The sequence below is a fragment of the Halomonas sp. LMYGS-3 genome, from assembly GCF_059509875.1.
In genome coordinates this window covers 66,724-92,046 of the sequence record NZ_JCAKFQ010000002.1, presented here as the reverse complement: position 1 = coordinate 92,046, position 25,323 = coordinate 66,724, and the positions used below count along the sequence as shown (strand labels likewise).

The window sequence follows — 25,323 nt, the reverse complement described above, 5'->3', positions numbered from 1 at the left end:
CACCAGGCCTGCGTCCTGCTTGGAACCTCAGTCGCTGGACAGCAGTTCGAAGGTATGCTGGTCGATCATCTCCAGGGCCTTGCCGCCGCCCCGCGCCACACAGGTCAGCGGGTCCTCGGCGACGATCACCGGCAGCCCGGTCTCCTCGGCGATCAGCTTGTCCAGGTCGCGCAGCAGGGCGCCGCCACCGGTCAGCACGAGGCCACGCTCGGCGATGTCGGACGCAAGCTCCGGGGGCGACTGTTCGAGGGCGTTCTTCACCGCCGAGACGATGGAGGCCAGCGTCTCCTGCAGGGCATCGAGGATCTCGTGGGAGTTGAGGGTGAAGCTGCGCGGGATGCCCTCCGCCAGGTTGCGACCGCGCACGTCGATCTCGCGCAGCTCGCCGCCCGGATAGGCGCAGCCGATCTCTTCCTTGATGCGCTCGGCGGTGGCCTCGCCGATCAGGCTGCCGTAGTGGCGACGCACGTAGGCGGTGATGGCCTCATCGAAGCGGTCGCCGCCGACGCGGATCGACTCGGAGTAGACCACGCCGTTAAGCGAGATGATGGCGATCTCGGAGGTTCCGCCGCCGATGTCCACCACCATCGACCCCTGGGCCTCCTCGACGGGCAGGCCGGCACCGATGGCCGCCGCCATGGGCTCCTCGATCAGGAACACCTCGCGGGCCCCGGCCCCTTCGGCCGACTCCTTGATGGCACGACGCTCGACCTGGGTCGACATGCACGGCACGCAGACCAGCACCCGCGGGCTCGGGGTCAGGAAGGTGCTCTGGTGTACCTTGCGGATGAAGTGCTGGAGCATCTGCTCGGTGACGGTGAAATCGGCGATCACCCCATCCTTCATCGGACGAATGGCGGTGATGTTACCCGGGGTACGGCCCAACATGCGCTTGGCGTCGGAACCGACCGCGGCGACGCTGCGCATGTTGCCGGACTGGCGGATCGCCACGACCGACGGTTCATCGAGCACGATGCCGCGACCGCGCACGTAAATCAGCGTATTGGCCGTCCCCAGGTCGATCGACAGATCGCTGGAAAACAGCCCCCTCAAGCGTTTGAACATGGAAGTCGTTACCTAGTGCAGTCCGGGAACCCTATGCGGATGCAAACGGTATCACCGCGGCCCCCCAGCGGCAAGCGAAAGGCCCCGCCACGAGGCACCATCGACCCTGCCAGCGAGGCGCCGGATGTGGTACCTTTTGCGGTCATTTCCCTGACCCACCCCGTTCGAGGAACCCTGATCATGGCGCTTGAACACGCACAGGTGATGCGGGCCGCCCAACTGGCCCGACTCGGCCTGAACGACGACGAGGCGGCCCGCTACGTGGACGACCTGGGCCGCATCCTGGCGATGGTCGATCAATTGCAGAGCCTGGACACCGAGGGCGTCGCCCCCCTCGCCCACCCGTTGGACGCCACCCAGCGCCTGCGCGCCGACGAGGTCACCGAGCCCAACCGCCGCGCCGACTTCCAGCGCTGCGCCCCGGCGGTCGAGAAGGGCCTCTACCTGGTCCCCCGGGTAGTGGAATGACCGCCCTCGGCACCTTCCGTTCCCGGCAAGCTTTGACGGAGCCCTAGGCCCATGCATGACAAGACACTCAGCGAACTCGCCGTCGCACTCGAGGCCGGGGAGTTCTCGAGCCGCGAGTTGACCGAGCACCTGCTCGCGCGCATCTCCCGTCTCGACGACGATCTCAACAGCTTCATCAGCGTGACGTCCGAGCAGGCGCTCGCCGCGGCCGAGCGGGCCGATGCCGCCCGTGCGGCGGGCAAGGCCGGCGCGCTGACCGGGCTGCCCCTGGCGCTCAAGGACATCTTCTGCACCGAGGGCGTCAAGACCAGCGCCGGCTCGCGGATGCTCGACAACTTCGTCGCACCCTATGACGCCACCGTGGTGGAGAAACTCGCCGCCGCCGGCACCGTGAGCCTGGGCAAGACCAACATGGACGAGTTCGCCATGGGCTCCTCCAACGAGAACAGCCACTACGGGCCGGTGAGGAATCCCTGGGATGCCATGGCCGTGCCCGGCGGCTCCTCCGGCGGCAGCGCCGCCGCAGTGGCGGCCGGCCTGGTGCCTGCCGCCATGGGCACCGACACCGGCGGCTCGATCCGCCAGCCGGCCGCCTTCTGCGGCATCACCGGGCTCAAGCCCACCTATGGCCGGGTCTCGCGCTACGGCATCATCGCCTACGCTTCGAGCCTCGACCAGGCCGGGCCCATGGCCCGCACCGCCGAGGACTGCGCCCGGCTGCTGGGGGCCATCGCCGGCCATGACCTGCGCGACTCCACCAGCGTCGCCCGCGGCGTACCCGACTACACCGCGGAGCTCGAGGCGCCCCTCACCGGGCTGAAGATCGGCCTGCCACGGGAATACTTCGGTGACGGTCTCGACCCGGCGGTGGAACAGGCCGTCCGCGAGGCGGTCAAGGTCTACGAGTCGCTGGGCGCCAGCGTGCGCGAGGTGAGCCTGCCGCACACCCACTACGCCATCCCGGCGTACTACGTCATCGCCCCGGCGGAGGCCTCCTCCAACCTGTCGCGCTACGACGGCGTGCGCTTCGGCCACCGCTGCGAGGCCCCGACCGACCTGATCGACCTCTACGAGCGGTCGCGGGCCGAGGGCTTCGGCGAGGAGGTCAAGCGACGCATCCTGATCGGCACCCACACCCTCTCCGAGGGCTTCTTCGATGCCTACTACAAGAAGGCCCAGCAGGTCCGCCGCCTGATCCGCGAGGACTTCCTCGACGCCTTCGAGGAGGTCGACGTGCTGATGGGGCCCGCCTCGCCGACCCCGGCCTTCGACCTGGGGGCCAAGAAGGACCCGGTCTCCATGTACCTGCAGGACATCTACACCATCGCCGTCAACCTGGCCGGCATCCCCGGCATCAGCGTGCCGGCCGGCTTCGTCGGCCGCCGCCCCGTGGGCCTGCAGATCCTGGGCACCCACTTCGCCGAGGCCCGCCTGCTCAACGTCGCCCACCGCTTCCAGCAGGCCACCGACTGGCACCGCCGCCGTCCGGCCATCGCCGAGGAGACCGTCTGATGCAATGGGAAACCGTGATCGGGCTGGAGGTGCACGTCCAGCTCTCCACCCGCTCCAAGATCTTCTCCGGCGCCTCCACCGCCTTCGGCGCCGAGCCCAACACCCAGGCCTGTGCCGTCGACCTGGGCCTGCCCGGCGTGCTGCCGGTGCTCAACGAGGCCGCCGTGGCCATGGCCGTGCAGTTCGGCCTGGCGATCCACGCCGAGATCCCCGAGGTCTCGGTGTTCGACCGCAAGAACTACTTCTACCCCGACCTGCCCAAGGGCTACCAGACCAGCCAGATGTACCACCCCATCGTCGGCGCCGGCGAGGTCGAGATCACCCTCGACGACGGCAGCACCAAGCGCATCCGGGTGCATCATGCCCACCTCGAGGAGGACGCCGGCAAGTCGCTGCACGAGGACTTTCATGGCATGACGGGAGTCGACCTCAACCGTGCCGGCACCCCGCTGCTGGAGATCGTCTCCGAGCCGGATCTGCGCTCGGCCCGGGAGGCCGCCGCCTACCTCAAGGCGATTCATTCGATCGTCACCTATCTGGGGATTTCCGACGGCAATATGGCCGAGGGCTCGATGCGCTGCGACGTCAACGTCTCGGTGCGCCCCAGGGGCCAGGAGACATACGGCACCCGCGCCGAGATCAAGAACGTCAACTCCTTCCGCTTCGTCGAACGCGCCATCGCCTTCGAGGTGGAGCGCCAGATCGAGCTCCTCGAGGACGGTGGCCAGGTCGTGCAGGAGACCCGTCTGTTCGACCCCGACCGCGACGAGACCCGCAGCATGCGCACCAAGGAGGAGGCCAACGACTACCGTTACTTCCCCTGCCCCGACCTGTTGCCGGTGGTGCTCGACCGGGCCTACGTCGACCACCTGCGCGACAACCTGCCGGAGCTGCCCGCCGACAAGCGCGCCCGCTTCGAGAACGAGCTGGGCCTGTCTGCCTACGACGCCGGGGTGCTCTCGGCCAGCCGGCAGATGGCCGAGTACTTCGAGCGGGTCAAGGACGTCTGCGGCGATGCCAAGCAGGCCGCCAACTGGGTCCAGGGCGAACTCTCCGGGGCGCTCAACCGGGAGGGCCTGTCGATCCAGAACAGCCCTGTCTCGGCCGAGACGCTCGGCGAACTGGTGGCACGGGTGATGGATGACACCATCAACGGCAAGGCGGCCAAGCAGGTCTTCCAGGCCCTGTGGAACGGCGAGGGCAGGAGCGCCGACGAGGTGATCGCCGCCAAGGGCCTCGAGCAGGTCACCGACAGCGGCGCCATCGAGGCGATGATCGACCGGGTGATCGCCGAAAGCCCGGCCCAGGTGGCCCAGTACCGCGATGCCGAGCCGGACAAGCGCGGCAAGATGATCGGCTACTTCGTCGGCCAGGTGATGAAGGCCTCGCGCGGTACCGCCAACCCGCAGCAGGTGAATCAGCTTCTCAAGGAGAAGCTCGACGCGCTCTGCTGAGACGCGACGGCACGGGCGTTCCGGTAGACGCCCCTCCGTCAGGACAATGATGAGGAAATCCGGATGTCCGACGATGTGGGCGCCCGCCTGCGCGCCCTGCGCACCCTGCGCGGCATCTCCCAGCGCGAGCTGGCCAAGCGCTGCGGGGTCACCCACTCCAGCCTGTCGCTGATCGAACAGGGCAAGGTGAGCCCCTCGGTCAGCTCGCTGAAGAAGATCCTCGACGCCATTCCCATGAGCGTGGGGGACTTCTTCACCATGGACCTGGAGAGCGGCCACCGGGTGTTCTACTCGGCGGAGGAACTCGCCGACGTGGGCTCGGGTGACGTCATCTACAAACTGGTGGGGGCCGACCGGCGCGACCGCGCCCTGTCGTTCATGATCGAGACCTACCCCCCCGGCGCCGACACCGGCCGCGAGATGATCGCCCACCAGGGCGAGGAAGCCGGGGTGGTGCTGGAGGGCGAGATCGAGATCACCATCGGCGCCGAGACCCGCGTGCTGGGCCCCGGCGAGGCCTACTACTTCGAGACCAACGTCCCCCACCGCTTCCGCAACCCCGGCGAGGCCCCCTGTCGGCTGGTCAGCTGCACCACCCCGGCCCGGGCGTTCTGAGGCCGCCATGCTCGAGTGGCTCGCCCGGGCCGACTGCCTCGCCTGGCATCAGCGCCTGGCCAGGCTGCTGCGCGGTGCCGCGGCGGCGGACTTCCCCTTGCGGCTCGACCAGTGCCTGCGCGAACTGGTGCCCTTCGATACCGTGCTGGTCAATGCCTACCGCGGCCGCCGCCGGCCACTGCTGATCCACGACGACTATCCGCCCCAGCGCCGCGAGCAGGGCATCGAGCGCTACCTCAGCGAGGCCTACCTGCTCGACCCCTTCTTCACCGCGGTGAGCGACGGACTCGACCGGGGCGCCCACCGCCTGCGCGAGCTGGCCCCGGACCGTTTCGAGTCCAGCGACTACTATGCCCACTACTATCGGGCCCTGGGGCTGGTGGATGAGGTGGTGTTCTTCGCCCGGGTCGATGACGAGGTGGTTATCGCCGTCTCGCTGGGCTTCGGCACCCAGTCGCCGCCGCTGACCCGCCGTGCCATGCAGGCCTTGCGCCACCTGGCCCCATTGGTGGAGGTGCTGCTCGCGGAGTACTGGAAGTGGCAGGGCGGGCAATTCCAGCAGCGCCTGGCGGAGCAGGAACCGGTGGAGGCCGCCTTCGCCAGCTTCGGCGCCGGCGTGCTCACCGCCCGGGAGCAGGAGATCGTGCGCCTGCTGCTCGCCGGCCACTCCACCAAGTCGGCGGCCCGCGAGCTCGCCATCAGCGACGGCACCGTCAAGGTCCACCGCAAGCACCTCTACCAGCGCCTCGCGGTCTCCAGCCAGTCGCAGCTGTTCCGGCTGTTCCTCGACCACGTGGCGCTGATCTCGCGCCAGCAGAAGGACTGACCCCATACCACGCCGCCAACGCCCGGGGCCGTTGGCGGCCTCCCCTTCATGCCCGGCGCCAATGCCTCAGGGCGTCAGCACCATCCACACGGTCTTCAGTTCGGCGTACTCCGCCATTGCCTGCCAGTCGGCCCTGGTGATGGGGGGCTGAACGGACTCGATGGCACTCCTTGGCTCGCCTCCAGGGTGTTGGCGCGTTCCAGCAGGGCGTCGCAGAGCACTTGGGTGCCGAGGGCGCAGTGCTCCGGGGAGGCGTACTCCGCCTCGTTATGGCTGATGCCGTCGCGGCAGGGGATGAAGATCATCGAGGTGGGGGCGACCCGGGAGACATAGACGGCGTCGTGGCCGGCGCCGCTCATCATGCGGCGCCAGGGCACACCCTGGGCCCGGGCGGCCCGCTCCACGGCGTCGATGCAGCCGGCATCGAAGGCCACCACCGGCGAGGCCCAGATGCGCTCGCTCGCGGTCTCGACGCCGAAGGCCTCGGTGAGGGCGGCCAGCTCCCGGTCGAAGCGCGTCTCCAGGGCGTCCAGCTCGGCCTCCACCACGTGGCGCAGGTCGACGGTGAGACGCACCTCGCCGGGAATCACGTTGCGCGACGGGCTATCGAGCTCCAGGCAGCCGACGGTGACCTTGGTCCCACCGCTGCTGTCCGCCAGGGCATGGCCCTGCAGGCGGTCGATCAGGCGTGCCGCGGCGGCCAGAGCGTCGCGGCGATAGGCCATGGGGGTAGGGCCGGCATGGGCCGGCTGGCCGCGCAGGGTCACGTCGAACCAGCGCATGCCCTGCACCCCGGTGACCACGCCGATGGCCTCGTTCTCCTGCTCCAGCACCGGGCCCTGCTCGATATGCAGCTCGAAGAAGCTCGCCAGGCGCGGTTCGCCCAGCGGCATCTCGCCGGCGAAGCCGCTGGTCACCAGGGCCTGGCCCAGGGTCACGCCATAGCGATCCACCCGCGACAGGGTGTACGCCTCGCTGAACTCGCCGGCGAAGGCCCCGGAGGCGACCATGGCCGGGGCGAAGCGGCTGCCCTCCTCGTTGGTCCACACCACCAGCTCCAGGGGCCGCTCGGTGACGATGCCCTGGTCGTGCAGGGTACGGAACACCTCCAGGCCCGCCAGCACCCCGAGGATGCCGTCGAAGCGCCCGCCCTTGGGCTGGGTATCCAGGTGGCTGCCGGTGGCCACCGGGTCGAGATCGTCACGCTTGCCGGGGCGGCGGATAAAGAGGTTGCCGACACGGTCGACCCGCAGCGTGCAGCCGATCGCCTCGCACCACTCGATCAACAAGCGCCGCCCGGCGGCGTCCTCCTCGGTGAGCGCCAGGCGGCAGCTGCCGCCGTTCGCGGTGGGGCCGATCTCGGCCATGGCCATCAGGCTCGACCAGAGTCGCTGGCCGTCGATGGAAACGCTCATGCAGGTTGCCTCTCTTGTCGTTGTGAAGAGCCGTTGTGAAATACCTGACTCCAACCCTAGTCCGACCCATCGCGGAACCGATATACCCCAATCAGGATATATTCCCCGCTTCCGCCCCCTCGCTAGTCTGACCCTGACCTCAACGCAGCACACTCCAACAACGACATCGGACAAGCGAGGCCGAGATCATGACCACCGCTACCCGTATCCCGCCCCGGACCCTTGATGCCCAGGCGCTGTGGCAGAAGGACAGGGATCATTTCATCCACCCCTTCACCGACTTCAGCGTCTTCCACGACAAGGGCTGCGACCTGATCACCGACAGCGACGGCATCTACGTCTCGGATGCCCACGGCAACCGCTTCATCGACGGCATCGCCGGCCTGTGGTGCGTCAACGTGGGCCACGGCCGCGCCGAAATCGGCCAGGCCATGGCGGAACAGGCTACTCGCATGGCCTACTTCTCCACCTTCAACAACCTATCGAATGCCCCGGCGGCGGAGCTGGCCGCCAAGCTCGCCGAGCTGGCCCCGGCCCACCTCAACCACGTCTTCTACAGCTGTGGCGGTTCGGCGGCCAACGACGCCACCATTCGCCTGGTGCACTACTATTTCAATCGCCTGGGCAAGCTGAGCAAGAAGCGCATTCTGTCGCGCCGTAACGCCTACCACGGCACCACCTACCTGGCGGCGAGCCTGACCGGTATCGAGAGCAACAACTGGGAGTTCGATACCCTCGACCACCTGGTGACCCACCTCAGCGAGGCCAACTGCTATCGCCGCCCGGCGGGCATGAGCGAGGCCCAGTATTGCGACCATCTGGTGGCCGAGCTTGAGGACACCATCGCCGAGATCGGTGCCGAGAATATCGCCGCCTTTATCGCCGAGCCGATCATGGGCGCCGGCGGCGTGCTGATGGCGCCGGAGGGCTACCACGCCCGCATGCAGGCGGTGTGTCGCGCCCACGAGATCCTGTTTATCGCCGACGAGGTGGTCACCGGCTTCGGTCGCCTGGGCCACGTCTTCGCCTCCGAGGCGGTCTTCGACACCCGGCCCGACATCATCAACTGCGCCAAGGGGCTGTCGTCGGGCTATGCGCCCCTGGGCGCCACCCTGATCTCCGACGCGCTCTTCGAGGTGCTGGGTACCCCCCAGCGCAAGGGCGGCGTGCTGAGCACCGGCTTCACCTACTCCGGCCACCCGGTCAGCTGTGCGGCGGCGCTGAAGAATATCGAGATCATCGAGCGCGAGGCCCTCTGCGCGAACGTGCGCGAGGTGGGGCCCTATCTGGAGCAGCAGCTCAAGACCCTGGCGCATCACGAGACGGTGGGCGATGTGCGCGGCAGCCATTTCATGCTGGCCATCGAGAACGTCGCCGACAAGGCCACCAAGGCGCTGCTCCCGGTGGAGGCGCGGGTCGGCGACCGGGTCGCCGCCGAGGCCCAGAAGCGCGGCCTGATCATCCGTCCGGTGGGCCACCTCAACATTATCTCGCCGCCGCTGATCTGGAATCGTGACGTGGTGGATCGGGTGGTGGCCATCCTCGACGAGGCCTTTGCCGCCACCACGGCATCGCTACGCAAGGACGGTTATCTGTAACCCACCGGCAGCCGCCGCATGTATGACTCGGCATTTCCCAGCGGGGCTAGCCATCGTGCAATGGACAACAACAAAGGTTAAAGACCATGTCACACTCTCCTTCGGGCCCGACGGCCCACCTCCAACACTTCGGCAGCGCCACCAAGGGTGGCCTGCTGTTTCTCGGTGTCGTGCTGATTGCCAGCCTCGGCGGCTTCGCACTGTTCGACGGCGACGACTATGGCATCTACAGTCTGCTGCCCACCGCCGTGGTGCTGGGCATGGCCATCATCACCCGCCGCACCATCGAGTCGCTGCTGGCCGGGGCCCTGGTGGGCCTGCTGATGATCGACCCCACCCGGGTGGTCACCCAGGGCTCCGATATCCTGCTCGACGTGCTGGGCAACGATACCGTGACCTGGATCATCCTGGTCTGCGGCCTGTTCGGCAGCCTGATCGCCCTGCTGGTCAAGACCGGCGGCGTGCTGAGCTTCGGCGATGCGATCACCCGGCGCATCCATGGCCGCCGCCAGAGCCTGCTGGCCACCTGGCTGCTCGGCCTGGTGATCTTCGTCGACGACTACCTCAATGCGTTGACCATCAGCGCCTCGATGAAGAAGATCACCGACCGCTTCAATATCTCGCGCGAGAAGCTGGCCTACGTGGTGGACTCCACCGCCGCGCCGATCTGCATCCTGGTGCCCTTCTCCACCTGGGCGGTGTTCTTCGCCGGCCTGCTGGAGGACAACGACGTCGCCGGCAACGGCATGGGCCTCTATATCGAGGCGATCCCCTTCATGTTCTACGCCTGGGTGGCCGCCGCCATCGTGCCGCTCGTCGCCATCGGCGTGATCCCCGATCTCGGCCCGATGAAGGCCGCCGAGGCCCGCGCCGCCGCCGGCCGGCTGATGCCGGAAGGCGTCGACGACAACGCCCTGGAGGTCGAAGACACCGGCGGCAAGCGGCCGCACCTGCTCAACTTCCTGCTGCCCATCGCCACCCTGATCCTCTTCACCTGGTACTTCGAGATCGACATCCTGCGCGGGGTGATCGTGGCGCTGGCCGTGACCCTGGTGCTGATCGCTAGCCAGCGCCTGCTGAGCATCCACGACACCTTCGACACCGCCCTGGAGGGCTTCAAGGCGATGATCATGCCGCTGGGCACCCTGGTGGCCGGCTTCACCCTCAAGGAGGTCAACGACGTCCTGGGGCTCACCGACCATGTGATCGCCACCGTCCAGCCGCTGATGAGCCCGGGGATGCTGCCGGCGGTGGTCTTCGTGACCATGGCCTTCCTGGCCTTCGCCACCGGCTCCTTCTGGGGCATCTTCGCCGTGGCCATGCCCATCGTGCTGCCGCTGGCGGCCAGCATGGACAGCCATATGCCGCTGGTGATCGGCGCCCTGATCTCCGCCAGCGCCTTCGGCAGCCACGCCTGCTTCTACGGCGACTCCACGGTGCTCTCCGCCCAGGGTAGCGGCTGCACCCCCATGGCCCACGCCCTGACCCAGCTGCCCTATGTGCTGATCGCCGCCGCCATCGCCGCCGCCATCTTCCTGTTGGTCGGCCACCTGTGAGACCCGTCATGAACCAGCCAATCCTCGATACCGCCACCGCCGCGGCCACGCCCCGGGCCCAGGGCTTCGCCATGCCCGCGGAATTCGCCCCCCACGACGCCTGCTGGATGCTCTGGCCGCAGCGCCCCGACACCTGGCGCTATGGCGCCAAGCCGGCCCAGCATGCCTTCGTCGCCGTGGCCACGGCCATCGCCGAGAGCGAGCCGGTCTATGTGGGCGTCAACGACGACCAGTACGAGAACGCCCGCCACCAGTTGCCCGCCCCTATCCGCGTGGTGGAGCTCTCCAGCAACGACGCCTGGATGCGCGACGTGGGCCCGACCTTCGTCACCCACCCGGATGGCCGCCTGGCCCTGGTCGACTGGGAGTTCAACGCCTGGGGTGGCCTGGATGGCGGGCTCTACTTCCCCTGGGACAAGGACCGGCGCATCCGCACCAAGATCGCCGAGATGCTGGGGATCCCGCGCTTCGCGGCCCCGGTGGTGCTGGAGGGGGGCGCCATCCATGTGGACGGCGAGGGTACCCTGATCACCACCGAAGAGTGCCTGCTCAACGCCAACCGCAACCCCGAGATGGGCCGCGAGGCGATGGAGCGGGTGCTCCGCGACTATCTGGGCATCGAGAAGGTGATCTGGCTGCCGCGCGGCTGCCACCTGGACGAGACCGACGGCCACGTGGACAACCTCTGCTGCTTCGTCGCCCCGGGCCAGGTGGCCCTGACCTGGTGCGACGACGAGTCGGACCCCCAGGCCGCCATCTGCCGGGAGGCGCTGGCGGTGCTGGAGGCCGCCACCGATGCCAAGGGGCGCCGGTTGCGCGTGCACAAACTGCCCCAACCCGGCCCGCTGCATATCGCCGAGGACGAGGCCAGCGGCATCGACCGACTTAGCCACTCGCACCCGCGTCGGCCCGGCGATCGCATGGCCGGCTCCTACGTCAACTTCTACATCGGCAACGCGGTGGTGGTGATGCCCTTTCTGGATCCCGCCCATGACGAGACGGCGCGGGAGATCCTCCAGGGGCTCTTCCCCGACAAGCGGGTGATCGGCGTGCCGGCCCGGGAAATCCTGCTCGGCGGTGGCAATATCCACTGCATCACCCAGCAACAGCCCCGCCCTGCCCTGTCGCACTGAGGCGACAGCTTGTCGGGCCCCGGCTCGTGGGGCATGCTTGGGGCAGGCCCTCCCCCCTCCATCGTGAAGAGACAAGAGGCCAGACGCAGGTGTCCGAAGGGATGTCCTAGCGCCCGTTGCACTCCGGGCGAAACCACGAGCTCCCAAGGAGAACGCGAGATGTTCACGAGATCCCTGATTGGCGCCACCCTGGTGGCTAGCCTCTTTCCCCTGACGGCTCTCGCTCAGGAGAGCGAGCCACCGGAAGCAGAACTCGCCGACGAGGTGGAGGTGGTAGAGAGCGAGCCCGCCGCCACCAGCCAGGCCCTGGAGACCCTGGAGGGGCTGCAGGAGGGCGTGGAGAGCGGCGACATGCCGGAAGCCGCCGCCTTCGGCCTTGAGACCGCTCAGGAGGCAGTCGGCCAGGGCGGTGTCGACGGCCAGGCCATCAGCGATACGGCCAGCGAAGGGCGCAGCACCGAGGCCCGTGATGCGGCCTCCGACCCGGGCAGCGAGACCGCTGCCGGCGCCCGTGATGGGGCCGGCGGCCCGGGTACCGAGAGTGCCGGTGGCCTCGGCGGCGGTGGTGCCGGTGGCGGTGGTAGTGCCGGCGGCGGCGGTGGTGCCGGCGGCGGTGGTGCCGGCGGCGGTGGTGCCGGCGGCGGTGGTGCCGGCGGCGGCGGTGCCGGCGGCGGCCGCGGCTGATCTGCCTCGCGGCAGCCGCCAGGCACAACGAGGCCGGCCCCATGGGGCCGGCCTCGTCATGTCATGGCCATCGGCACGCCTGTCAGGCGAGTGAGATCCACACGCTCTTGAGGTCGGAATACTCCTCCAGGGAGTGGTGGGACTTGTCGCGGCCGTTGCCCGACTGCTTGACGCCGCCGAAGGGCACCGTCTGGTCGCCACCGGCCCAGTTGTTGACGAATACCTGGCCCGACTGCAGCCGGCGCGTCACGCGCATGATGCGGTCGATGTCCTGGCTCCACAGCCCCGCGGCCAGGCCGTAGACGCTGTCGTTGGCCATGGCCACGGCCTCCTCCTCGGTGTCGAAGCCGAATACCGAGAGCACCGGGCCGAAGATCTCCTCGCGGCCGATGGTCATGGAAGGCAGAACGCCGTCGAATACCGTGGGCGGGATGAAGAGCCCCTGGCCCTCGATGGCCTGGCCGCCGGCACACAGCCGGGCGCCCTCCTCCACCCCCTGGCGGATATAGTCGAGGATGCGCCGGTGCTGGGCCTCGTCGACGATGGCGCCCATGAAACTGGCCGGGTCGAGGGGATCGCCCGGCTGCATGGTCTCGGCGGCTGCCAGCACCTTGTCGACGAAGGCCTCGCGGATCGCGTTCTCCACCAAGAGCCGGGAACCGGCGATGCACACCTCGCCCTGGTTGTGGAAGATCGCGGCGGCGGCGTGGCGGGCCACCTTGTCGAGATCCTTGCAGTCGGCGAAGACGATGTTGGGACTCTTGCCGCCGCACTCGAGATAGAGCCGCTTGAGGTTCGACTGGCCGGCGTACTGCATCAGCTGCTTGCCGGTGCCGGTGGAGCCGGTGAAGGCCAGGCAGTCGACCTCCATGGAGAGCGCCAGCGCCTTGCCCACGGTGTGGCCGAAGCCGGGCAGCACCTGGAAGACGCCGCGGGGAAGCCCCGCCTCGCGAGCCAGCTGGGCCAGGCGCAGCGCCGAGAGCGGCGATTTCTCCGAGGGCTTGAGGATCACGCTGTTGCCGGCGGCCAGCGCCGGGGCGACCTTCCAGGCGGTCATCATCAACGGGAAGTTCCAGGGCACGATGGAGGCCACCACGCCCAGTGGCTCGCGCAGCACCAGCGCCAGGCTCTCCTCGCCGGTGGGTGCCACCTCGCCGTAGAGCTTGTCGATGCACTCGGCCTGGTAGCGGATGCAGCCGATGGCCCCGGCCATGTCGCCGAGCGAGCTCGAGACCGGCTTGCCCATGTCGAGGGTGTCGAGCAGCGCCAGCTCGTGCCTGTGCGCCTCCATCAGCTCGGCGAGCCGGAGCATGATCCTCTTGCGCTTGCCCGGCGCCAGGCGCGACCAGTCGCCGCGGGCGAAGGCCGCCCGGGCCGCGGCCACCGCCGCCTCGGCATCCGCGGCGTCGCAGCTCGCCACCTCGGCGAGCGCCTCGCCGGTGGCCGGGTTGACGGTGGTGAAGGTCTCGCCGCTCACGGCATCGACGAAGACATCGTCGATGAAGGCACGGCTCTCCAGCGTCAGGGGCTGTGTCAAGGACTGTGCCAGGGCGTGCCAGTCGTCACGGGTCCTGGGGGCCTCATTCGGGGAATAGCTCATTCAGTGGACTCCTCGGTGGCGGGTTGGCGAAGGTCGGCCAGGCGGGCCAGGGTCGCGTCCAGGGCGGCCCGTGCCTTGGTGACCAGCTCGTCGATCTCGGCATGGCGGATCACCAGGGGGGGCGAGATGATCATGGTATCACCCACCGAGCGCATCACCAGGCCGCTCTCGAAGCAGAAGTCGCGGCACAGGTTGCCGACGCCGAGCGCCTTGGGGAAGCGCTCGCCGGTCTCGGGATCGATCAGCTCCAGGGCGCCGACCAGCCCCAGCGAGCGGGCCTCGCCGACGAGGGGGTGGTCGGCGAGCTCCGCCCAGCGGCGGGCCAGGTAGGGCCCCAGGTCGTCGCGTACCCGCGCGACGATGCCCTCGGCCTCCATCAGCTCGAGGTTCTTCAGCGCCACCGCGGCACAGGCCGGATGGCCGGAGTAGGTGAAGCCGTGGAAGAACTCGCCGCCCTCCTCGATCAGGGTCTCGGCGACGCGGTCGCCCACCAGCACCCCGCCGATCGGCAGGTAGCCCGACGACAGCCCCTTGGCGATGGGCATCAGGTCGGGCTTCAGGTCGTAGTGCACGCTGCCGAACCACTCGCCCAGGCGGCCAAAGCCGCAGATCACCTCGTCGACCACCAGCAGGATGTCGTACTTCGCCAGCACCGCCTTCACCGCCGGCCAGTAGCTGGCCGGGGGGATGATGGCGCCGCCGGCGCCCTGCACCGGCTCGGCGACGAAGGCGGCGATATTCGCTTCACCCAACGCCAGGATCTTGGCCTCCAGGGCGGCGGCACATTCGCGACCGAAGGCCTCGGGGTCCTGGTCGCGGCCTTCACCAAACCAATAGGGCTGACGCACATGGGCGATGCCCGGCACGCCGGGGCCACCCTGGGCGTGCATGGGGGCCATGCCGCCGAGGCTCATGCCGGCCAGGGTGGAGCCGTGGTAGGCGTTCTCGCGGGCGATGAGCCACTGCTTCTCGGGCTGACCCTTGAGCGCCCAGTAGCGACGCACCATGCGCAGCATGGTGTCGTTGGCCTCGGACCCCGAGCCGGTGAAGAACACATGATTGATATGCGCGGGGGCGAGGTCGCACAGCTTCGCGGCCAGCCTGACCGCCGGCGGGTGGGTGGTCTTGAAGAAGTTGTTGTAGTAGGGCAGTCGCTCGAGCTGCGCGGTGGCGGCCTCGACCAGCTCGCGGCGCCCGTAGCCGAGGTTGACGCACCACAGGCCGGCCATGCCGTCGAGGATGCGATGGCCCTCGCTGTCATGGATATACACCCCTTCGGCACGGGTGATGATGCGGCTCCCCTCCTCCCCCAGGGCCTTGAAGTCGGTGAAGGGGTGCAGGTGGTGGGCGCGGTCCAGCGCCTGATACTCATGGGTGTGGACGTTGGCGGTCTGCATGGATGGAATCTCCGGAACGGGGTCGGTGGCCATCAGGCCGAGAGCGGGTCACGGGCCGGGGCAGCGGCGCGGCTCGAGCGCCGCTGGCGACAGGCGCCGGCGAAGGCGTCGAACACGGCGTGGTAGAGCGAATGCTCGCGGGGTCGCCACTCCGGGTGCCACTGCACGGCCAGGGCAAAGGCCGGCGCGCCGGCCACCGATACCGCCTCGATCAGGCCATCGGGGGCCGTGGCCTCGGCGACGAGCCCCGGCCCCAGCTCGGCGATGCCCTGCTGGTGCAGGGAGTTGACCCGGGCACCCGGCTGAGGGTAGAGCGCCGAGAGGACACCGCCGGGCAGGATCGTCAGGTCGTGGGCCGGCGCATAGCGGGCCTCGAGATCGCCCGCCGGCTCGCGATGATCGAGCAGGCCGGGCACTCCCTGCACCGCCTGGTGCAGGGTGCCGCCGAAGGCCACGTTGAGCTCCTGGAAGCCACGGCAGATGCCCAGCAGCGGCAGGCCGAGGTCCAGGGCGGCGGGGATCCAGGCCAGCGCCGCGGCATCGCGATGGGGGTCGTCGCGGGTATTCTCGGGGGCACGCTCGGCGCCGTAGCGCCCCGGCGCCACATTACTGTAACTGCCGGTCAACAGCAGGCCGTCGAGATGGGCCAGCAGGTCACCCTCCACGGCATCCTCCCAGACCGGCAGGATCACCGGTGCCAGGCCATAGTCGCGCAGGGCACCCAGGTACTTGTCGGTGACCGTGTGCGCGGGGTGTCCCTCCACCTCTCGGCGACAGGCGATCACGCCCACCAGGGGTCGGGTCTGCATCGCAGCCTCCTTGAATCACTCATGATGCGGATTGTTATGCTTTACTCAACATACCGCCGTTGATTTCTCTTGCCAACACAGCGTCGCTCTCACCCGAAGGTTTTCGAGTCTAACCAGTTGATATAAAGATAAATAAAAAAAGATTATCGGGGTACAATCCTAGCGAGATCCTACGACACCGTTGTAAAGGATTTGACAACACCAGTTCTCTGCCGGAAAGATACCCCCATCAACAACGAACCAGACTCCACAGGTGACACCATGTCGTCCTTACCCGCCGATGACGTTCGCGACTTTCTCGCCCGCCATCCCGACATCGACAGCATCGACCTGCTGATCAGCGACCTCAACGGCGTGATGCGCGGCAAGCGCATTCCCCGCGACAACCTGGAGAAGGCCTGTCGTGACGGCGTCAACCTGCCGGCCTCGGTGTTCGCGCTGGACATCAACGGCAACACCATCGAGGAGACCGGCCTGGGGCTCGCCACCGGCGACGGCGACCGGGTCTGCCGACCAATTCCCGGCACCCTGGTCCCGAGTCCCTGGCTGCGCCGGGGTCGCCAGGCGCAGTTGCTGATGACCATGGTCGAGGCCGACGAGACCCCCTTCTTCGCCGACCCCCGCCAGGTGCTCGCCCGGGTGCTGCAGCGCCTGCGCCGCGCCGGCCTGACCCCGGTGGTCGCCGTGGAGCTGGAGTTCTACCTGATCGACCGGGCGCGTACCGCCGCAGGGCTGATCCAGCCGCCGTGCTCGCCGGGCAGCGGCGAACGGGCGACCCAGAGCCAGCTCTACTCGATGCTCGAGCTCGACGAGTACGCCGACTTCCTCGAGGACATCCAGGCCGCGGCGCTCGCCCAGGGGCTGCCCCTGGACACGGCCCTCAAGGAGTGCGCCCCGGGGCAGTTCGAGGTCAACCTGGTCCACTGCGACGATGCCCTGGCGGCCTGCGACAGCGCCGTGCTGCTCAAGCGGCTGATCAAGGGCGTGGCCCTGACCCACGGTTTCGAGGCCACCTTCATGGCCAAGCCCTACGGCCTGGAGGCCGGCAACGGCACCCATGTGCACATCAGCCTGCTCGAGGAATCGGGGGCGAACGTCTTCGCCGCCGAGGACGGCGCCCCCCTGGGCACGCCCCGATTGCGCCAGGCGATCGCCGGCCTGCTGGCGCTGATGCCGGCCTCCATGGCGATCTGCGCGCCCAACCTCAACTCCTTCCGCCGCTTCCAGCCCGGGCTCTATGTGCCCATGGCGCCGACGTGGGGCTACGACAACCGCTCGGTGGCCCTGCGCATTCCCTCGGGCCCCAATGCGGCGCGGCGCATCGAGCATCGCGTCGCCGGCGCCGACGCCAATCCCTACCTGCTGATGGCCACGCTGCTGGCGGGGGTCGCGCACGGGCTGGAGCAGCGCCTGTCGCCCCCCCCGGCGGTGAGCGGCAACGCCTATGAGCAGTTCGAGCCCAGCCTGACCAATAGCTGGCACCAGGCCCTCGCCCTGCTCGAGGCCGACGGGGTACTGGGTGAGGCGCTGGGCCACGACTTCCTCCGGGTGTTCGTGGCCAACCGGCGCGCCGAGCGCGCCCAGGCCATGCAGGCGGTCAGCCACCTGGAGTACGCCTGGTATCTGCGCCACGTCTGAGCGGGCGATGCAGGGCCACGCCACCACAAGCACAACGGCCCCCGCCCGGATCCCGAGACCGACAACAACATCCCCAAGGAAGCCGAGAATGCGTCACTCTGCCCACCCCTTTTCGCCCAGCCTCCCCGACCGGCGCGGCTCGGGGCGTACCCTCCTGCTGGTCGGCCTGATCATGGCCACGGTCGTCGGCCTGACCCTCTCGCACCCCGCCGGCAGCGACTATGGCGGGATCAGCCTGGTCCCCTCGCTGATCGTGCTGGTGGTGGCCATCGCCACCCACCGGACCCTCGAGGCCCTGGCGATCGGCTCGATCGCCGGCCTGATCCTGCTCCAGCCGCAGGATTTCGTCGGCGAACTGGCCGACATCTCCCTGTCGGTGATGATGGACGAGACCATCGCCTGGCTGATCCTGGTCTGCGGCCTGATGGGCGGCTTCATCGCCATGCTGGAGAAGTCGGGCTGCACCCTGAGCTTCAGCCACTTCATGACCCGTCTGGTCAGGACGCGCCGCCAGTCGTTGCTGAGTACCGCCGCCCTGGGGGTGCTGATCTTCATCGATGACTACCTCAATGCCCTCGCCACCTCGGCGGCCATGAAGCGCCTCACCGACCGTTTCGGGGTCTCCCGGGAGAAGCTGGCCTACATCGTCGACTCCACCGCGGCACCGATCTGCATCCTGGTGCCACTCTCTACCTGGGCGGTCTACTTCGCCGAGCTGCTCGAGACCAACGGTGCCACCGAGACCTCCGGCATGTGGCTCTATATCCAGTCGATCCCCTTCATGCTCTATGGCTGGGTGGCCCTGGGCCTGGTGCTGCTGGTGGCCGGCGGGCTCATGCCGGACCTGGGGCCGATGAAGGCCGCCGAGGCCCGCGCCAGGGCCGGCCAGCCGATCCCCGACGGAGCGCCCGATGTCGCGCTCGGCGACGACGAGACCCCGCGGACCCGCCCCTGGGTCGGCGTGTTCAACTTCCTGGCCCCGATGGCGGTGCTGATCGGCGCCAGCGCCTGGTTCGAGATCGACCTGCTCAAGGGGGTGATCGTGGCGATCATGTTCACCATCCTGCTCTACCTGATCCAGCGCCTGGCCACCTTCAACACCCTGATGGATGCCATCATGGACGGCTTCCGCACCATGATGCTGCCATTGGCCATCGTCGCGGTGGGCTTCGTGCTGCGCGAGATCAACGAGCAGTTGGGCATGACCGCCTTCATGATCGACGCCCTGACCCCCCACCTGACGGTCGCCCTGCTGCCGGCCATCGTCTTCCTCTCCATGGCCGTGGTGGTGTTCGCCACCGGCTCCTCCTGGGGGGTGTTCGTGATCTCGATCCCCATCGTGATCCCCATCGCCCAGCACATGGGGGCCCCGATGCCCCTGGTCGTCGGGGCGCTGCTCTCCGCCTCGAGCTTCGGCAGCCATGCCTGCTTCTTCTCCGACTCCTCGGTCCTCTCCTCCCAGGGCAGCGGCTGCCAGCCGATGCAGCACGCCCTGACCCAGTTCCCCTATGCCCTGCTGGGGGCCGGCATCACCGCGGTGGGCTTCCTGGCCCTGGGCCACCTGCTGAGCTGAGTCGTCCCCCTAACGACCACGCCCCGGCCAGGAATGGCCGGGGCGTGGTCGTTCATGACGTGCCGCGGGGGATCAGCCGCCCTGCGAGACCACCGCCTGCCACTGCGGCTGGCCCTCCTCGAGCAGCACCCGGTCGCCCTGGGGCGGGGTGTCCAGGCGGCTGGTCTGGGTCACCTCGCCATGCTGCCAGGTGACCTCGTACCCCTCGGTTTCCTGATGGGTATCCACCACCGTCTGGCACTGCCGCTCGGTGACGCTCTGGGTCTGCATCTGGATCTGGGTCTGGGGCTGAGCCGCCTGGGCATGCTGGCGGGCCTCGACACGGTTCTGCACCTCGCGGCCGGCCAGGCCGCCGCCCACGGCGCCGGCCACGGTGGCGAGCTTCTTGCCACTGCCGCCGCCGATCTGGTTGCCGAGCAGGCCACCGACGATGGCCCCGGCCGCGGTCCCGACGATCCGGTGTGGATCGCGGCTACCGGCCGCCTGGCCGGACTGAGCGACGGGCACCTCCACGGGCACCTCCCGGTTCACCACCACGTCCTCGCACACCTCGCGGGGCGTCTCCACGGTACGGGTCAGCGCCTGGACACCGACGATCTCGGCATACTGCGGCCCGCTCTCTTGCTGCTGGACCTGCCAGGCGCCGAAGGCGAGACCACCCAGCCCCAACACCGCCAGGGTCGTACCCACTACGATCGACTTGCTCATCTGTCACCTCCTTGGGGGCGCTCGGGCGCCTCTTGCGATGATGAGGGCATCGGCTCCAGGAGAGGCGTGACACGGGAAGGATTGCGATATCGAGTGGCGCTTCCTGCGCCTCCTCGAAGCGATGTCCCGAGTATATGCCGACCGGGGGACGGTGACAGCGCCCAGGGGGCGACTTCCATATTCTCTGACCAGCTGTCGGCGAATGACGACAGCCCGGACGACCCGCCCGGGGAGCGGCTCAGCCGGGCCGTTCGGCCGTGGCGGCCGCCGGCGCAATCGGCTCCTCGAGCCCACGCCAGCGGCAATAGGCGGCATGATGCTCGGCCAGCCAGGCCCGGGCAGGCGCCACCTGGTTGAAGGTGTAGACATGCAGGCCGGCCACCCCGCCGGCGCTGTCGCCCAGGACCGGCAAGAGCTCCTGCAGCAGGGTGTCGGGGCGATAGACGGCGGGCTGCAGCAGGCGCCCGACCAGCCCCTTGCGGCGGCTCAGCACCCGGGTCGAGGCGCCCAGGCCGAGGCGCATCGCCGTCGACAGCAGCCGGGCACGATCCATCACACCGGGGATCCCCGCATACACCGGCAGGGTCATGCCATGCCGGCGCTGCCGTTCGAGCCAGGCGCGTACCGTCGAGGGCTCGAAGCACATCTGCGTCACGGCATAGTCGGCCAGCGCCGCCTTGGCGTCGAGGACCCGCTGCAGGGTGGCGTCATCGAGGCGGTGATGGCCCTCCGGATAGGCGGGTACCCCCAGGCGCGAGGGCCGCGGCGACATGGCGGCCATGGCCTTGAGGAGCTCCACGCCGCCGGCGTAGTCGCCGGCGGGACGCTCGGCATCCCCGCCCACCACGAAGCAGTCGTCGATGCCGGCAGCCAGCATGCGCTCCACCAGCCGCCGCAGATGGGCCGGGTCATGGACCAGGCGAGCGGCGAGGTGGGGCACCACCTGGAACCCCGCCCTCGCCAGCCACTCGGCCGCCTCCAGGGTCCGCTCGAGGCCGTGCCGCGGCGAGCAGGTCACGGTGACCACTGCGCCGGGCGGCAGGCCCCGGGCCGTTTCCTGCATGCCCTTGAGCGGCAGCAGTTCGTAGCGGGGAGAGGCAAGGGCTTCACAGGTCCGGCCGACATCCTCCACCGTCGCCAACCGCTGCATGTCGTTCATGGCTCACCCCTTGGGGATTTCCTTGCGCGGATCGTGGAACGGCTTGGGCACCACCACGGCGTCCTGCATCCCGGTGTTGGCCTCGATACGCAGCGGCGTGCCGAGTTCGGCATGGGCCGTCGGCACCATGGCGTAACCGATATTGCGATCCTGGCGCGGCGAATGGGTGGCCGAGGTCACCTGGCCGATGCGTTCGCCGGCGGGGTCGTATACGGGGAAGACGTCGATCATCGACCCGTCGGTGAAGTAGCCGACGTTCGGCCCCTCGATCTCCACGCCCACCAGCTTGCGCGACACCCCCTCGGCCTTGATCCGCTCCAGCGCCGCGCGGCCGATGAAGTCGTCGTCGCCGCGCAAGTCGACCATCCAGTCGTAGCCCATGCCCACCTCGAAGGGGTTGGTGTCGTACCAGATGTCGCAGCCGAAGGCGAGAATCCCCCCCTCGATGCGGCGGATATGGCAGGGACCGATGACCTGCATCTGATGGGGGCGGCCGGCCTCGAAGACACGCTGCCAGAGTGCCTCGCCGTGGCGGGTCGCCTCGCGGAGGTAGATCTCGTAGCCGATCTCGCCGGAGTAGCCGGTGCGCGAGACCACCACCGACATGTCGTCGAGCGTCGCTTCCATGAGGTGGTAATAGGGGATCTCCAGCACCCGCTCGCCGAACAGGTCGATCATGACCTGCTTGGCCTTGGGGCCCTGGACCTGTACCGGCGCCACGTCCACCTCCCGGATGGTGACGTCCATGCCGGCGTGGTACGCCAGGCCCTGGCACCACAGCAGCACGTCGCTGTCGGCCAGCGACAGCCAGAAGCGATCTTCTTCGATGCGCAGCAGCACCGGGTCGTTGATGATGCCGCCGTCGGGCGCGGTGACGAAGACGTACTTGCACTGCCCGACCCGGCACTGGCGCATGTCGCGAGGCACCAGCATCTGGGTGAAGGCGAAGGCGTCCGGGCCGGCGATCTCGATCTGCCGCTCCACGCCTACGTCCCAGAGCGTGACGCCCTGCACCAGGGCCCAGTACTCATCGACCGGATCGGTGTACAGGCGCGGATGATAGTGATGGTTGTAGACGCTGTACTTGCGTACCCCGTGGCGACGGGAGGCATAGAAGAACGGCGACTTGCGGATACGGGGATAGAGCAGAATCTCCGGCGCCTCACGAGTGTGCTCGATGCTTTCGATGACCTGGGACATGATCATTGCTCCTTTCGGCGTTCCTGACCTGTACCGACTGATCTCGGACCGACAGCGAACGGCCGTCCTTGAGTCGAAGCTAGCGCCGCGGGCGTCTCCCGATGGCGCCATCGACGACGGCCACTTTGGTGACAACGACACCGGTTCGTCCCCCTCGCGCTTGACGGGTCTCGTGACGCAACCGCCTGTCGCAGCGACGAAAGTTATCGTCGCCACGGGACAGTAACCGGGCCCGGTGTGCATTATGTTGACGGGAGAAGATCACCGGGGCAGCGGGCGGGTCACCACAGGAGAACAGCCATGGCGACACTACCCAAGCGTGCGAATGCGGTCATCATCGGCCAGGGCGGCATCGTCGGCGCCTCGGTGGCCCATCACCTGATCGAGCTGGGATGGGACGGTCTCGTCGGCCTCGACAAGTCCGCCATTCCCTCGGACATCGGCTCCACCTCCCACGCCTCCGACTTCTGCTACATGACGTCCCACGACAAGATGTCGTGCTACACCACCACCTACAGCCGGCGTTTCTACGAGCGCCTGGGCCACTATCGCCGCGTCGGCGGCCTGGAGGTGGCGAGGGTCGGCGACGATGCGCGCATGGAGGAGCTCAAGCGCAAGGTCGCCTCGGGCAAGGCGTTCGGCACCAATGTCCGGCTGATCGGCCCCGACGAGGTCGTCGAGCGTTTCCCGCTGGTGCAACGGGAACTGATCCAGGGCGCCCTGTGGGACCCCGACGCCGGCCTGGTGGTGCCCCGTTCGCAGCAGGTGGCGGGCGAGCTGGTCGAGCAGGCGGTGGCCTCCGGGCGACTCAGCACCTTCGCCGACACCCCGGCGCTGGACATCGATGTCCGGGACGGCCGCGTCCATGGGGTGGAAACCAGCAAGGGCTATATCGAGACCCCGGTGGTGATCGTGACCTCGGGCATCTGGGGGCCGATTCCGGCGGCCATGGGCGGCGCCGCGCTGCCGCTGATGCCGGTGGAACATCCCCTGCTGTTCTTCGGGCCCTTCGATGCCTTCGCCGGCACCGGCCAGGAGATCGGCTACCCCCTGCTGCGCGACCAGGGCAACTCCGCCTACATGCGCGACACGGGCGACCCCACCACCACCGAGGGCGGACAGCTCGAGTGGGGTTACTACGAAGCCACCGCCCCGCGCGTGGTGCACCCCGCCGACATCCTCGAGCGCGACCGGGCGCGGCTGTCGCCCTCCATGCGCGACCTGGAGCTCGACCAGGTCATGGACGCCTTCACCCGCGCGGTGGAGCTCACCCCCGTGCTCGGCGAACTGGGCTGGGACGAGAAGCACTCGTTCAACGGCCTGCTGTCGGTCACCAACGACGGCGGCTCGCTGGTCGGCGAATCGCCGGAGACCCGTGGCCTGTGGTTCTGCGAGGCGGTGTGGGTCAAGGACGGCCCCGGCATGGGCAAGGTGTTCGCCGACTGGATCACCCGGGGCAAACCGGAGCTCGACCCCTTCGGCATCGACATCGCCCGCTTCTACCCCGTGCAGAAGACGCCTCGCCATGTCCGCGGGCGCTGTCTCGAGATCGCCAGGAAGATCTACGACCCGCCGGTGCATCCCCGCGAGCCCTTCGAGTCCGGCCGCGACCTGCGGCGCGGCCCCTTCTGGCCACGGGAGAAGGAGCTCGGCGGCTACTTCATGGAGGCGGCGGGCTGGGAACGCGCGCACGGCTATGCCGCCAACGAGGCGCTGCTGACGCGCTACGCCGAGCGGATCCCCGAACGCCCCGCCGAGTGGGACAGCCGTCACTTCTGGCGGGTCTCCAATGCCGAACACCTCGCGCTGAGCGAGGACGTGGGCATGATCAACCTCTCCCACTTCGCCATCTTCGATGTGTCCGGGCCCGACGCCGAGGCGCTGCTGGAGACCCTCTCGGTGGCCCGGGTGGGCGGCGAGACGCCGCTCGGCAAGGGTGTGTATACCCATTTCCTCGACGAGACCGGCGGCGTACATTCCGACCTGACCGTGGTCCGCCTCGCAACGAATACCTTCCGGGTGATCTGCGGCGGTGACACCGGCCATCGCGACTACGTATGGATGACGCGCCTGGCCGAGGCCAAGGGGCTGGCACGGGTGCACATCGAGGACCGCACCGATACCCTGGCCACCCTGGGCCTGTGGGGGCCCAATGCCCGCCGCACGCTGCAGGCAGTCGCCGACGACCCGCAGGCACTCGACAACGAGCGCTTCCCCTTCGCCACGGCCCGCGAGATTCGCGTGCACGGGCTGCCGATCTGGGCCTTCCGCATCTCCTACGTCGGCGAACAGGGCTGGGAGCTCTATACGCCGTTCAGCTACGGCCTCAGCCTGTGGGACCTGCTCTTCGATCAAGGCGTGACACCGGTGGGCATCGAGACCTATGCCAACAGCCGCCGCCTGGAGAAGAGCCTGCGGCTACAGAACGTGGACCTGCTCACCGAGTACAACCTCTACGAGGCGGGGCTCGCCAGGCCCAAGGTCAAGCCGGCGGATTTCCACGGGCGGGCCGCCTATCTGGAGCAGCGCGAGCGTGAGCGCCAGCCGGCCTACCTGTGTACCCTGACCCTGGAGGAGAACCGGGACGCCCAGGGCATGCCCCGCTATCCGGTGGGTCATTCGCCGATCCTCGACCCGGTGAGCGGCGAGGTGCTGGTGGATGCGCTGGGGCGCCGCTCCTACGTGACCAGCATCGCCTATGGCCCGTCGGTAGGCAGGATCATCGCCCTGGCCTATCTGCCGGTGGAATATGCTCGCGAAGGCGGCACGCTGCTCATGGAGTATTTCGGCGAGCACTATCCGCTGCGCGTTGAGGCCGTCGGCTACCGCGCCCTGTATGACCCGGACAATCACCGCCCCAGGAGCTAGGCGCTTTCCCCAAGCTTCGTCCGAAAAGTCGCCGAGCGTAGGCAG

General features: G+C 68.6%; 20 protein-coding genes. 12 read left to right on the top strand and 8 right to left on the bottom strand.

Features of this window, described 5'->3' with window-relative positions:
• Nucleotides 1–27: 27 nt before the first annotated feature.
• Entirely contained in the window at nucleotides 28–1,065 is a 1,038-nt protein-coding gene (locus tag AC5W54_RS02625; RefSeq protein ID WP_495960509.1) for a rod shape-determining protein, read from the bottom strand.
• Nucleotides 1,066–1,245: 180 nt separating this feature from the next.
• Here AC5W54_RS02625 and gatC point away from each other — a divergent pair, with 180 nt between their 5' ends.
• The 5 genes from gatC (at nucleotide 1,246) to AC5W54_RS02600 (ending at nucleotide 5,940) form a co-directional block, all read left to right on the top strand.
• Nucleotides 1,246–1,533, top strand: a complete 288-nt coding sequence (gene gatC, locus AC5W54_RS02620) for an Asp-tRNA(Asn)/Glu-tRNA(Gln) amidotransferase subunit GatC (RefSeq protein WP_495960508.1) — start codon at nucleotides 1,246–1,248, stop codon at nucleotides 1,531–1,533.
• Nucleotides 1,534–1,584: 51 nt separating this feature from the next.
• Nucleotides 1,585–3,045 (top strand): Asp-tRNA(Asn)/Glu-tRNA(Gln) amidotransferase subunit GatA, encoded by a 1,461-nt coding sequence (gatA, locus tag AC5W54_RS02615; RefSeq protein WP_495960507.1) that lies wholly within the window; start codon nucleotides 1,585–1,587, stop codon nucleotides 3,043–3,045.
• A complete protein-coding gene (gatB, locus tag AC5W54_RS02610; RefSeq protein WP_495960506.1) occupies nucleotides 3,045–4,499 on the top strand; it encodes an Asp-tRNA(Asn)/Glu-tRNA(Gln) amidotransferase subunit GatB in 1,455 nt (484 codons plus the stop codon). The genes gatA and gatB overlap by 1 nt, the downstream gene beginning before the upstream one ends.
• A gap of 63 nt (nucleotides 4,500–4,562) precedes the next feature.
• A complete protein-coding gene (locus AC5W54_RS02605) occupies nucleotides 4,563–5,114 on the top strand; it encodes a cupin domain-containing protein (protein WP_495960505.1) in 552 nt (183 codons plus the stop codon).
• A 7-nt stretch (nucleotides 5,115–5,121) separates the two neighbouring features.
• Nucleotides 5,122–5,940, top strand: coding sequence for a LuxR C-terminal-related transcriptional regulator (locus AC5W54_RS02600; RefSeq protein WP_495960504.1), 819 nt, complete (start codon nucleotides 5,122–5,124; stop codon nucleotides 5,938–5,940).
• Between the two features lie 95 nt (nucleotides 5,941–6,035).
• Here the strand turns inward: AC5W54_RS02600 and AC5W54_RS02595 are convergent, their stop codons facing one another.
• Complete coding sequence (locus AC5W54_RS02595; protein WP_495960503.1) at nucleotides 6,036–7,355, bottom strand: M20 family metallo-hydrolase; 1,320 nt, start codon at nucleotides 7,353–7,355, stop codon at nucleotides 6,036–6,038.
• Between the two features lie 188 nt (nucleotides 7,356–7,543).
• Between AC5W54_RS02595 and AC5W54_RS02590 the strand changes: the two genes are divergently transcribed.
• From AC5W54_RS02590 to AC5W54_RS02575, 4 genes are all read left to right on the top strand, one after another.
• Entirely contained in the window at nucleotides 7,544–8,953 is a 1,410-nt protein-coding gene (locus AC5W54_RS02590; RefSeq protein WP_495960502.1) for an aminotransferase, read from the top strand.
• 86 nt (nucleotides 8,954–9,039) lie between these two features.
• Nucleotides 9,040–10,509, top strand: a complete 1,470-nt coding sequence (locus AC5W54_RS02585; protein ID WP_495960501.1) for a Na+/H+ antiporter NhaC family protein — start codon at nucleotides 9,040–9,042, stop codon at nucleotides 10,507–10,509.
• Between the two features lie 8 nt (nucleotides 10,510–10,517).
• Nucleotides 10,518–11,642 carry an agmatine deiminase gene (gene aguA, locus AC5W54_RS02580; RefSeq protein ID WP_495960500.1) on the top strand — a complete coding sequence of 375 codons (1,125 nt, stop codon included), beginning with the start codon at nucleotides 10,518–10,520 and terminating at the stop codon, nucleotides 11,640–11,642.
• Between the two features lie 159 nt (nucleotides 11,643–11,801).
• Nucleotides 11,802–12,326 (top strand): hypothetical protein, encoded by a 525-nt coding sequence (locus tag AC5W54_RS02575; RefSeq protein ID WP_495960499.1) that lies wholly within the window; start codon nucleotides 11,802–11,804, stop codon nucleotides 12,324–12,326.
• Between the two features lie 82 nt (nucleotides 12,327–12,408).
• On the opposite strand, the gene AC5W54_RS02570 is transcribed toward AC5W54_RS02575, so the two are convergent.
• The 3 genes from AC5W54_RS02570 to AC5W54_RS02560 are packed head-to-tail and all read right to left on the bottom strand — an operon-like array spanning nucleotide 12,409 to nucleotide 16,132.
• Nucleotides 12,409–13,926 (bottom strand): aldehyde dehydrogenase, encoded by a 1,518-nt coding sequence (locus AC5W54_RS02570; RefSeq protein ID WP_495960498.1) that lies wholly within the window; start codon nucleotides 13,924–13,926, stop codon nucleotides 12,409–12,411.
• Complete coding sequence (locus AC5W54_RS02565; protein WP_495960497.1) at nucleotides 13,923–15,323, bottom strand: aspartate aminotransferase family protein; 1,401 nt, start codon at nucleotides 15,321–15,323, stop codon at nucleotides 13,923–13,925. Before AC5W54_RS02565 ends, AC5W54_RS02570 begins: the two co-directional genes overlap by 4 nt.
• 32 nt (nucleotides 15,324–15,355) lie before the next feature.
• Entirely contained in the window at nucleotides 15,356–16,132 is a 777-nt protein-coding gene (locus AC5W54_RS02560) for a gamma-glutamyl-gamma-aminobutyrate hydrolase family protein (RefSeq protein WP_495960496.1), read from the bottom strand.
• A gap of 261 nt (nucleotides 16,133–16,393) precedes the next feature.
• On the opposite strand from AC5W54_RS02560, the gene AC5W54_RS02555 reads away from it, so the two are divergent.
• Together AC5W54_RS02555 and AC5W54_RS02550 are read left to right on the top strand one after the other, a co-directional pair.
• Nucleotides 16,394–17,770, top strand: a complete 1,377-nt coding sequence (locus AC5W54_RS02555; RefSeq protein WP_495960495.1) for a glutamine synthetase family protein — start codon at nucleotides 16,394–16,396, stop codon at nucleotides 17,768–17,770.
• Between the two features lie 88 nt (nucleotides 17,771–17,858).
• Nucleotides 17,859–19,343, top strand: coding sequence for a Na+/H+ antiporter NhaC family protein (locus tag AC5W54_RS02550; RefSeq protein WP_495960494.1), 1,485 nt, complete (start codon nucleotides 17,859–17,861; stop codon nucleotides 19,341–19,343).
• Nucleotides 19,344–19,415: 72 nt separating this feature from the next.
• Here the strand turns inward: AC5W54_RS02550 and AC5W54_RS02545 are convergent, their stop codons facing one another.
• The 3 genes from AC5W54_RS02545 to AC5W54_RS02535 all read right to left on the bottom strand — a co-directional run bounded on the left by AC5W54_RS02545 (nucleotide 19,416) and on the right by AC5W54_RS02535 (nucleotide 22,410).
• Entirely contained in the window at nucleotides 19,416–20,051 is a 636-nt protein-coding gene (locus AC5W54_RS02545; protein ID WP_495960493.1) for a glycine zipper 2TM domain-containing protein, read from the bottom strand.
• Nucleotides 20,052–20,289: 238 nt separating this feature from the next.
• The gene (locus tag AC5W54_RS02540; RefSeq protein ID WP_495960492.1) at nucleotides 20,290–21,210 is read right to left on the bottom strand and encodes a methylenetetrahydrofolate reductase; all 921 of its coding nucleotides are present in this window, start codon (nucleotides 21,208–21,210) and stop codon (nucleotides 20,290–20,292) included.
• Between the two features lie 3 nt (nucleotides 21,211–21,213).
• Nucleotides 21,214–22,410 carry a glycine cleavage T C-terminal barrel domain-containing protein gene (locus AC5W54_RS02535; protein WP_495960491.1) on the bottom strand — a complete coding sequence of 399 codons (1,197 nt, stop codon included), beginning with the start codon at nucleotides 22,408–22,410 and terminating at the stop codon, nucleotides 21,214–21,216.
• Nucleotides 22,411–22,710: 300 nt separating this feature from the next.
• On the opposite strand from AC5W54_RS02535, the gene AC5W54_RS02530 reads away from it, so the two are divergent.
• Entirely contained in the window at nucleotides 22,711–25,278 is a 2,568-nt protein-coding gene (locus AC5W54_RS02530) for a GcvT family protein (RefSeq protein ID WP_495960490.1), read from the top strand.
• Nucleotides 25,279–25,323: the final 45 nt, after the last annotated feature.

Excerpts from the sequence above, each read along its gene's own strand:
- AC5W54_RS02625 (WP_495960509.1), bottom strand. The coding sequence starts at position 1,065 with ATGTTCAAACGCTTGAGGGGGCTGTTTTCCAGCGATCTGTCGATCGAC.
- gatC (WP_495960508.1), top strand. The coding sequence starts at position 1,246 with ATGGCGCTTGAACACGCACAGGTGATGCGGGCCGCCCAACTGGCCCGA.
- gatA (WP_495960507.1), top strand. The coding sequence starts at position 1,585 with ATGCATGACAAGACACTCAGCGAACTCGCCGTCGCACTCGAGGCCGGG.
- gatB (WP_495960506.1), top strand. The coding sequence starts at position 3,045 with ATGCAATGGGAAACCGTGATCGGGCTGGAGGTGCACGTCCAGCTCTCC.
- AC5W54_RS02605 (WP_495960505.1), top strand. The coding sequence starts at position 4,563 with ATGTCCGACGATGTGGGCGCCCGCCTGCGCGCCCTGCGCACCCTGCGC.
- AC5W54_RS02600 (WP_495960504.1), top strand. The coding sequence starts at position 5,122 with ATGCTCGAGTGGCTCGCCCGGGCCGACTGCCTCGCCTGGCATCAGCGC.
- AC5W54_RS02595 (WP_495960503.1), bottom strand. The coding sequence starts at position 7,355 with ATGAGCGTTTCCATCGACGGCCAGCGACTCTGGTCGAGCCTGATGGCC.
- AC5W54_RS02590 (WP_495960502.1), top strand. The coding sequence starts at position 7,544 with ATGACCACCGCTACCCGTATCCCGCCCCGGACCCTTGATGCCCAGGCG.
- AC5W54_RS02585 (WP_495960501.1), top strand. The coding sequence starts at position 9,040 with ATGTCACACTCTCCTTCGGGCCCGACGGCCCACCTCCAACACTTCGGC.
- aguA (WP_495960500.1), top strand. The coding sequence starts at position 10,518 with ATGAACCAGCCAATCCTCGATACCGCCACCGCCGCGGCCACGCCCCGG.
- AC5W54_RS02575 (WP_495960499.1), top strand. The coding sequence starts at position 11,802 with ATGTTCACGAGATCCCTGATTGGCGCCACCCTGGTGGCTAGCCTCTTT.
- AC5W54_RS02570 (WP_495960498.1), bottom strand. The coding sequence starts at position 13,926 with ATGAGCTATTCCCCGAATGAGGCCCCCAGGACCCGTGACGACTGGCAC.
- AC5W54_RS02565 (WP_495960497.1), bottom strand. The coding sequence starts at position 15,323 with ATGCAGACCGCCAACGTCCACACCCATGAGTATCAGGCGCTGGACCGC.
- AC5W54_RS02560 (WP_495960496.1), bottom strand. The coding sequence starts at position 16,132 with ATGCAGACCCGACCCCTGGTGGGCGTGATCGCCTGTCGCCGAGAGGTG.
- AC5W54_RS02555 (WP_495960495.1), top strand. The coding sequence starts at position 16,394 with ATGTCGTCCTTACCCGCCGATGACGTTCGCGACTTTCTCGCCCGCCAT.
- AC5W54_RS02550 (WP_495960494.1), top strand. The coding sequence starts at position 17,859 with ATGCGTCACTCTGCCCACCCCTTTTCGCCCAGCCTCCCCGACCGGCGC.
- AC5W54_RS02545 (WP_495960493.1), bottom strand. The coding sequence starts at position 20,051 with ATGAGCAAGTCGATCGTAGTGGGTACGACCCTGGCGGTGTTGGGGCTG.
- AC5W54_RS02540 (WP_495960492.1), bottom strand. The coding sequence starts at position 21,210 with ATGAACGACATGCAGCGGTTGGCGACGGTGGAGGATGTCGGCCGGACC.
- AC5W54_RS02535 (WP_495960491.1), bottom strand. The coding sequence starts at position 22,410 with ATGTCCCAGGTCATCGAAAGCATCGAGCACACTCGTGAGGCGCCGGAG.
- AC5W54_RS02530 (WP_495960490.1), top strand. The coding sequence starts at position 22,711 with ATGGCGACACTACCCAAGCGTGCGAATGCGGTCATCATCGGCCAGGGC.